The sequence below is a fragment of the Nostoc sp. CHAB 5836 genome, from assembly GCF_020829445.1.
In the GTDB taxonomy this organism is placed as follows: Bacteria; Cyanobacteriota; Cyanobacteriia; order Cyanobacteriales; family Nostocaceae; genus Nostoc.
This window is the reverse complement of sequence record NZ_JAIVFV010000244.1, coordinates 1-8010: the sequence shown is the minus strand read 5'-3', so window position 1 is coordinate 8010 and position 8010 is coordinate 1. Positions and strand designations below refer to the sequence as shown.

Sequence of the window (8010 nt, the reverse complement as noted above, 5' to 3'; positions counted from 1 at the left end):
CTAATTGGAACCAACGGGTGAGGTCGCCTTGAGCTTCTGGGCCCCACAACAGCAATAAGGAGTGTCCCATGCTGTCGGCGGGGGTGGATACTGCCACTGTCAGGAAGTTAGCGCCTTCTAAGTAGGAGGAGGCTAATCCGTGGGTGTACCAAGAGGTGACGAAGGTGGTACCGGTCAACCAACCGCCTAGTGCTAGGAAGGCGCAGGGGAATAATAGTATCCCTGACCAACCTACGAATACGAAGCGATCGCGCTTGAGCCAGTCGTCTAAAACGTCAAACCACCCTCTACTGGGGGCGCGTCCAACTGCGATGGTCATCGGACTAAAATCCTCTTTTTTTACTAAAATTGCGAACGTTTCTAAGGCAGAGCAAAGAGCCGGTGTGACCGACTGCCGTGAGGAATTAACGTTTTTTTTGACAATCTCAACAGCATCAAAGCAACTGAGATTCTGAGAGCTTGCTGACTAGTGAAGTCACCATTTCTCAGAGTTATGCCATTACACGTACCATCGGCTAGTAATCTAGCTTGTGGTAACTTAATGATTCTTAATTTATCACACTAGTAAGGGTTTTTGCCTGATACGCAAAAGCAAATGAGGCATGAAACACAAACCTTATAAATAATATGAATATCAGAAATTTTACAATCTGACACAAGTTTTCTCAGAAATCTGAAAAAATTTAATCTGGATGGACGTATATGTATATAGTAGGTAAGTTATTCCCAAGAGGTCAAAAAGAGGCAGGGAGAAACGAGCAAGGGGGCAGAGCGGTAAAGTAGAAAGAATTTTTATCAGCCCTAGAGAAATTATGTTGCGTGCCTTAACAAATTATATGGGTAGCAGCAACAGGGAGGAGCGCAGTTGAGTTTTTGTCAACGATGTTTGGTAAAATGCACACAGGCCCACACTCAATGTAAAAACATTCAGTGTGCTAGTACGTCAGGGGCAATGGTAGTTTAATGACGACATCAACAACGATTAACAAAGGCGATCGCCTCCTGCATCAAAATGTTCTCGGTTCTCGTCGGTTCAGTAACTACTGGTGGGCAACTATCGTTAGCTTGGGAGCAAGCGGCTTTTTCTTGGCTGGGATATCCAGTTACCTAAAAGTTAATTTACTCATAGTTTCCGATGCCACTCAACTGGTATTTGTCCCCCAAGGATTGGTAATGGGGTTATATGGGACTGCTGGCTTGCTATTAGCCACATACCTATGGCTAGTAATTTTATTGGATGTAGGAGGCGGTTACAACGAATTTAATCAGGAAACTGGCACAATCAAAATCTTCCGTTGGGGGTTTCCTGGTAAAAACCGCCGAATTCAGATTGATAGCCGCATAGAAGATGTGCAATCTGTGCGAATAGATGTCAAAGAAGGTCTTAATCCCCGTCGCGCCCTCTATCTACGCATTAAGGGTCGGCGAGATATACCCTTAACACGGGTTGGACAACCGTTATCTTTAACAGAGTTGGAAACAGAAGGCGCAAAGTTAGCCCGCTTTTTGGAAGTGTCGTTAGAAGGACTTTAACAGTGAACAGTGAACAGTAAACAGTAAACAGTTATCTATTTATCCCGCTCGTTTAAGTTCCCCACCTACAGGTGTCAAGCGTTGGTGGCGCTTCTTTATCCCCCACCATCCGCCGCCAGGACTGATAACTGATAACTGATAACTGTTTTAAGGGAGTGGGGGGACAAGGGGACAAAGAAAATAACCATGCCCAATGCCCCATTCCCCATTCCCCCTTGAGACGATAAGATACTCTGGTTGAATCAGTAACTGGCAATGCGGTTAAAAACTTCACAATTTTTGCTTTCTCTTGTGCTTATCAGTGCCTTGATGTTGGGAGGGTGTTCAACACAGCAAGTCGCTTCTAGTGCTTCTTCTCCAACCTCGACAGCTACCTCGACCACAACGGAGGCAAGCACGAAGACAACTACTGAAGCAACTTCTGTATCTCAAACTAGTAGTGAGAGTGTTCCTGGAATGACAGATTTACCAAGGCTTGAAGGCAAGGCTACTGTGGTAATCACGGTTAAAGGCTCGCCAATTACGATCGAAGTAGACGGCACTGATGCCCCCATTACAGCTGGCAACTTCGTAGATTTAGTGCAAAAGGGTGTGTATGATGGTTTAGCTTTCCATCGAGTTGTACGCGACCCCCAACCATTTGTAGTTCAAGGGGGCGATCCTCAAAGCAAAGACCCAAAAGTTCCGGCTAATAGACTGGGAACAGGCAGTTATATTGACCCAAAAACGGGAAATGCTCGTTATATACCTTTAGAAGTTAAGCCCAAAGGTTCAGATACTCCGATTTACAATAAACCATTTGATGCTACTGCTCAACCCGTCGTATTGCCCCATAAGCAGGGTGCAGTAGCAATGGCGCGATCGCAATCACCAGACTCCGCTTCTGCTCAGTTTTACTTTGCTTTAGCAGATTTGGCCTTCTTAGATGGTAACTATGCCGTATTTGGCAATGTCACTCAAGGCTTTGATGTTGTGAACAAAATTAAGCAAGGCGATCGCATTGACTCCGCTAAAGTCACCCAAGGTGCTGAAAATCTGAAAACACCCGGACAGTAGGGAGATGAGGGAGTGGGGGGAGATGAGGGAGCAGGGGGAGATGAGGGAGCAGGGGGAAATGAGGGAGTAATGGGAGCAACATCCCCCTCATCCCCCTCATCCCGCTCATCCCCCTCATCCCCCTCATCCCCCTCATCTCCCTTATCTCCCAAAATTGTAAATAGTGAAGGTTTATATTACTGGTATTGGTCTAATTTCCGCTTTGGGTGGAAGCTTAGAGGGTAGTTGGCGAAGTTTAATCGCAGGTAAATCTGGAATTCGGCTACATCAACCATTCCCAGAAATGAAACCACTTCCTCTAGGTTTAATTGGTCAGCAGCCATCTGAGTTGACAATATTAACTCAGATGGTTATCGCTTCTGCTTTGCAAGATTCTGGGTTAGTTCCACCTTTAGCTGATTGTGCTGTAGTCATTGGATCGAGTCGATCTTATCAAGGGTCTTGGGAAATGCTGGCGCGGCAAATGTATGGTGATGGGAAGAATTTATCTGTTTCCTCTTTGCGGAATTGGCTAGATACATTACCTCACATGAATGCGATCGCAGCTGCAAGACAAATCGGTGCATCAGGAATAGTTTTAGCACCAATGGCAGCTTGTGCTACAGGAATTTGGTCTATTGCTCAAGCAGCTTTACTGATCCAAACTGGTCAATGTCAACAAGCGATCGCTGGCGCGGTGGAAGCACCAATTACACCCTTAACTTTAGCTGGGTTTCAGCAGATGGGTGCTTTAGCAAAAACTGGGGCTTATCCCTTTGATTTACACCGAGAAGGCTTAGTTGTGGGTGAAGGCGCGGCTGTTTTTGTCTTAGAATCAGCAGAGTTGACAAAACAGCGTCAAGCAAAAGTGTATGGTGAAATTCTCGGTTTCGGCTTAACTAACGACGCATATCATGGTAATTCACCAGAACCAGAGGGGAAAGGTGCGATCGCTGCCATCAAACAATGTCTAGAACGTAGTTGTCTGTCACCAGCCGATATCGATTATATTCATGCTCATGGCACTGCAACTCAGCTAAATGACCAGATGGAGAGTATGGTAATCCAGTGTTTGTTTCCTCAAGGGGTGGCGGTTAGTTCCACCAAAGGAAGCACAGGTCATACACTAGGGGCATCTGGAGCTTTAGGTGTAGCTTTTTCTCTCATGGGATTAAAGCATCAAATATTACCGCCTTGTGTAGGATTGCAGCAGTCGGAATTTGATTTGGACTTAGTTACGGCAGCACGTCTCAGTAGAATTCGCCAGGTATTATGTTTGAGTTTTGGCTTTGGGGGACAGAATACCGCGATCGCATTGGGACTTCCAAAAAAATAAGTAGACATAGCAAAATATAAAACAAAAAACTGTAACAAAAACTACAATATTCTTATATTTACAAAAAAAAGGATAAGCTTAAGTACATATGATATCAAGTTCGCAAAGATACCATGATTAGGGGAAAATTTTATGCTATCAAAATCTCTGCTGCCGCCAGAACCAGCTTCTCCAGCGCATATATGCCCATTTGACCAAGCCTGTAGCTACTTAGAAGCGGCAGCTAAAGAATTAAATTTAAATCAGGGTTTGCTGGAAATTCTCAGCCACCCGCGTAAGGTTGTTACGGTTTCCATTCCGGTGAAACTAGATAATGGAGAAATACAAGTTCTCGCTGGACACCGGGTACAGCACTCCGATGTCTTAGGCCCCTACAAGGGTGGAATTCGTTACCACCCGGCTGTGACACTGCGCGAAGTATCCGCTCTAGCAATGCTAATGACCTGGAAATGTGCCTTGTTAGGTATTCCTTACGGTGGTGCGAAGGGTGGCATTGCCATAGATCCAAAACGTTATAGTGTTGGCGAATTAGAGCGAATCAGCCGCCGTTATATCAGCGAGTTGATTAAAGATATTGGGCCTTCCGTAGATATTCCTGCACCAGATATGGGTACTTCTGCCCGTGAAATGGCTTGGATGATGGATACTTACTCTGTGAATGTTGGTCATGCTGTACCTGGAGTTGTCACTGGGAAACCCCTTTCTATTGGTGGTTCACTGGGACGGGAAATGGCAACTGGACGTGGTGTGATGATTATTGTCCGTGAGGCGCTGGCAGATCAAGGCAAATCCTTGGCGGGTGTGCGAGTAGCTATTCAGGGTTTCGGTAATGTCGGCAGTGCAGTAGCCGAATTACTATCTGAAGCAGGAGCGAAAATTATTGCTGTTTCAACTGGTGCTGGAGGAATATTTTCCGAAGTTGGTCTTGATATTCCTAAGTTGAAAGTCTACGCTGCAAAAAATCGCAAGAGTATTATGGGTTTCCCGCAATCTATATCAATTAGCAATGCAGATTTATTAACTTTACCCTGCGATGTCTTGATACCAGCAGCTTTGGAAAACCAAATCACTGAAGAAAATGTGAATCAGGTGCAGGCGAAGATTGTGGCAGAAGCAGCTAACGGGCCGGTTACTCTTGAGGCTAACTTGACGTTAGAGGCGCGGGGTGTGACAGTGCTACCAGATATTTTGACAAATGCTGGTGGTGTGGTAGTCAGTTATTTAGAGTGGGTGCAGGGTCTTTCTTACGTATTTTGGGATGAAGAGCGCGTCAACCGCGAAATGGAACATTTGATGGTACAAGCTTACCATCGAGTGATTCAGCAGTCAAAAGTACGGCAAATTCCTTTTAGGTTAGCAGCTTACACGCTGGGGGTGGGTAGAGTGGCGCAAGCGTTGACTGATAGAGGTCTTTATCCTTAGAAGATGTTTGAAAAATATTTCACTGTGACTTGAGCCACTTTTAGATCCCCCCTAGCCCCCCTTAAAAAAGGGGGAAAAACCTTTCAAAGTCCCCCTTTTTTAAGGGGGATTTAGGGGGATCTAGAACGTTTTACTACCAAGAAGAGGACTTTTCAAACATCCCCTTAACTCGACTTTATCCATTTTTTGCCAACGCTCAACTTGACGCTGAAACCTCTGTGCTACGGTAGTTCTACTTTTTCGATTTCACCGATAATCAGTGACATGGAAAAAGTTTTTGCCAAAAAGCTAGGCTTTAGTCATATCAAGAGAGCCAAGTTCTTAATTTTGGATAAAGTCGAGCTTAAGTCAATACAGTTCAGTTAAGCATTTCTTCCCTCTCTTTCTCTCTTCTCTCTGTGCCCTCTGCGCCTCTGTGGTTCGTAAAAAAAAGAGTTTCAGCCTTAAGTGAACCGTATTGCCCCTTAAGTGAAATTTGGGGTTGACCGTGGCAATTTTAGATTTTGGATTTTAATCGGCAATCGAAAATCCAGAAATAAATCACTCTTTTTGCCTCGCCATCGTCCTTTGAGAGAATTTACCATTCCGCTAGAGCGATCGCTATTCGTTGTTGTAAATCTGGTGTGAGGGCGGCATTATTTACTAACTGCTGCAATTGTCCATGTGTGGCTTCCCCACCCAGAAGATTTTTCAGTGCAGCGATCGCGTGTAGTCTCACTGATGCATTATGATCAGCCAGCAGCAAAATCAATGGTTCAATTGCTTGCATTTTCCCTAACTGCCCTAAAGATAAGGCGATCGCACTTTTGATGGTAGCAATCTCTATGGCTGGATGTTGCGATCGCAGTATTTGCAGTAAAATTTCTGCGGCTAGCGTAGTTAACTGCGGCTTTTGTACTCGTCCTAAAACTGTGACAATTTCTTGCCGCAGTGTCTCGGAAGTGATTTGATTAAATGCTGTTTGCAAATATTCCAAACTGGATGACGTCTCTACCCAACTTAAAGCGCGGATTGTTTCTAATTGCAGTGGTAGGGGTGTATGAGGTGAGATTAGCAGATTAAATAAGTGTTTGGCAGCATCATCACAACCTATACGAGAAAGGGAAACTGCGGCTGCACAACAAACCTCAACGTTAAAGTCGTAAAGCTTGGGTTGCAGTTTCCTGACCAAATCTAATTGTTGGTGTAAGTCGGGGCGAAAACCTAAACCAAGCACTGCTGCACGCCTCACTGTGGCAGCTATATCATCCAAAGCTTTTAACAGGATTGGTGGTACACGTTCGTCATGAAAACTGCTGAGGGCTTCAATTACGGCGGTGCGGATTGCTGCTTGTGGATCTTCTACTACACTCAATAGCGGTGTGATGATTTCTAGTTGACGAATACAACAAAGCGATCGCACTGCGAAAAGCCGTGTATCTTCATCTAATAGAAGTTCAGTTAGTGAAGTAATCGCAACAGTACCCATTTGCCCCAGTGCTGTAGCTGCGATCGCTTTGAGTTCTTCATCTTCATTGGTTTTCAATAATTCAACCATTGGCGCGATCGCACTTGGGTGCTGAAATTCGCCCAAAGTCCTTGCTGCATACCAGCGTAATTCTTCTTCTGCGTCTTCATCTTCTAATATCTCAATCAGTGGTGGGATGGCAATATTTCCCAAGTTAGTCAAGACTTTGCTAATTTCCCAACGTTGTTGAAAATCCCCCATCTCTAACATTGAAAGTGCTAATTTCAGCAGATATTCTCGGTTTTTAACAATCTCTGGATGTTCAGAGTTTGCCTCTAAACTTAACTGCTGCAAATATTGAATTAGTGATGACCAATCAGCTGCATTGTATGCGGTCTCTGCTTGTACCAAAAGCTGGTTGATATTACTCACGACACCCTGAATTGTGAATTATATAAATATAACAAAAGTACAAATTTATCAAAGGGAATAGGGAATAAAACCGCCCACAAGAAGAGAAGTTGGGGCGCAGGTTTCCTCCGATTCCAACTTCAGAGGCGAGGCTTTCTTTGAACCTTTACTTTTAGTCGATTTAAGTAGGTTGGCGCAATTAAAGTTAACTGGCTAAGGCTGTCATTTGTCATTCGTCATTTGTCATTAGTAAGAGTTTTAAGCTTATTTACGTTTGGTAACATACTTGAATTTTTTCGCCCCAAGGTACTTACCAGGGCTATTTCATTCTAGACATAAACCACCCGGAACTTCACTTCCTCATTCTAGGAACCCTTGTAGAGACGTAGCAGTGCTACGTCAAAACAATTCTTTTTAACCAGATGTCTAATATACAGCAAATTTCATTTTAGTGAGGCACAGAATAATTCCACCCGCGCTACGCGCACCCTCCCGAAGAGCGGGGAGGGTTGGGGAGGGGTGTACTCCATCTAGATGCAAAGCGCTGTATATAGCGGTTTTTGCTTGGATGCAGTACAGTTTTGACCTCTCTCCAAACCTCTCTCCTCTTAGGAGAGAGGCTTTGAATCTTACTCCCCAACGCTAGAAGAGAAGGGGCTGTTCTTGTTAGGTCTGTATTGCACCCAAGTGAGAAGCGCTATATAGTTCCAAATCTCATAGTCAAATATAGTCAGACGTTTGAAATTTAGGTTTAAGCTACCCCAAATTCAGGATGGACATCCTTGGATATTGGGATTAGTGGCCTTGGATGTACTACCAGACATCC

At 44.5% G+C, this 8010-nt stretch carries 6 protein-coding genes and 1 pseudogene; 5 read left to right on the top strand and 2 right to left on the bottom strand.

What is annotated here, in order from left to right; all coding sequences use genetic code 11:
• A pseudogene (locus LC605_RS29455) lies at positions 1-319 on the bottom strand (photosystem II D2 protein (photosystem q(a) protein)); the annotation flags it as partial.
• 644 nt (positions 320-963) lie between these two features.
• Here LC605_RS29455 and LC605_RS29450 point away from each other — a divergent pair.
• The 5 genes from LC605_RS29450 to LC605_RS29430 all read left to right on the top strand — a co-directional run bounded on the left by LC605_RS29450 (position 964) and on the right by LC605_RS29430 (position 5326).
• On the top strand, positions 964-1533 hold the full coding sequence (locus LC605_RS29450) for a photosystem I assembly protein Ycf4 (RefSeq protein ID WP_229550982.1): 570 nt from the start codon (positions 964-966) through the stop codon (positions 1531-1533).
• A 255-nt stretch (positions 1534-1788) separates the two neighbouring features.
• Entirely contained in the window at positions 1789-2589 is an 801-nt protein-coding gene (locus LC605_RS29445) for a peptidylprolyl isomerase (RefSeq protein WP_229550981.1), read from the top strand.
• 12 nt (positions 2590-2601) lie between these two features.
• On the top strand, positions 2602-2814 hold the full coding sequence (locus LC605_RS29440) for a hypothetical protein (protein WP_229550980.1): 213 nt from the start codon (positions 2602-2604) through the stop codon (positions 2812-2814).
• A complete protein-coding gene (locus LC605_RS29435; protein WP_229550983.1) occupies positions 2750-3904 on the top strand; it encodes a beta-ketoacyl-ACP synthase in 1155 nt (384 codons plus the stop codon). Before LC605_RS29440 ends, LC605_RS29435 begins: the two co-directional genes overlap by 65 nt.
• 132 nt (positions 3905-4036) lie before the next feature.
• Positions 4037-5326, top strand: a complete 1290-nt coding sequence (locus LC605_RS29430; protein WP_229550979.1) for a Glu/Leu/Phe/Val dehydrogenase — start codon at positions 4037-4039, stop codon at positions 5324-5326.
• 577 nt (positions 5327-5903) lie between these two features.
• On the opposite strand, the gene LC605_RS29425 is transcribed toward LC605_RS29430, so the two are convergent.
• On the bottom strand, positions 5904-7205 hold the full coding sequence (locus tag LC605_RS29425; protein WP_229550978.1) for a HEAT repeat domain-containing protein: 1302 nt from the start codon (positions 7203-7205) through the stop codon (positions 5904-5906).
• Positions 7206-8010 lie beyond the last annotated feature (805 nt).

Bases quoted from the DNA above. Each gene is read 5' to 3' on its own strand.
- LC605_RS29450 (WP_229550982.1), top strand. From the start codon at position 964: ATGACGACATCAACAACGATTAACAAAGGCGATCGCCTCCTGCATCAA.
- LC605_RS29445 (WP_229550981.1), top strand. From the start codon at position 1,789: ATGCGGTTAAAAACTTCACAATTTTTGCTTTCTCTTGTGCTTATCAGT.
- LC605_RS29430 (WP_229550979.1), top strand. From the start codon at position 4,037: ATGCTATCAAAATCTCTGCTGCCGCCAGAACCAGCTTCTCCAGCGCAT.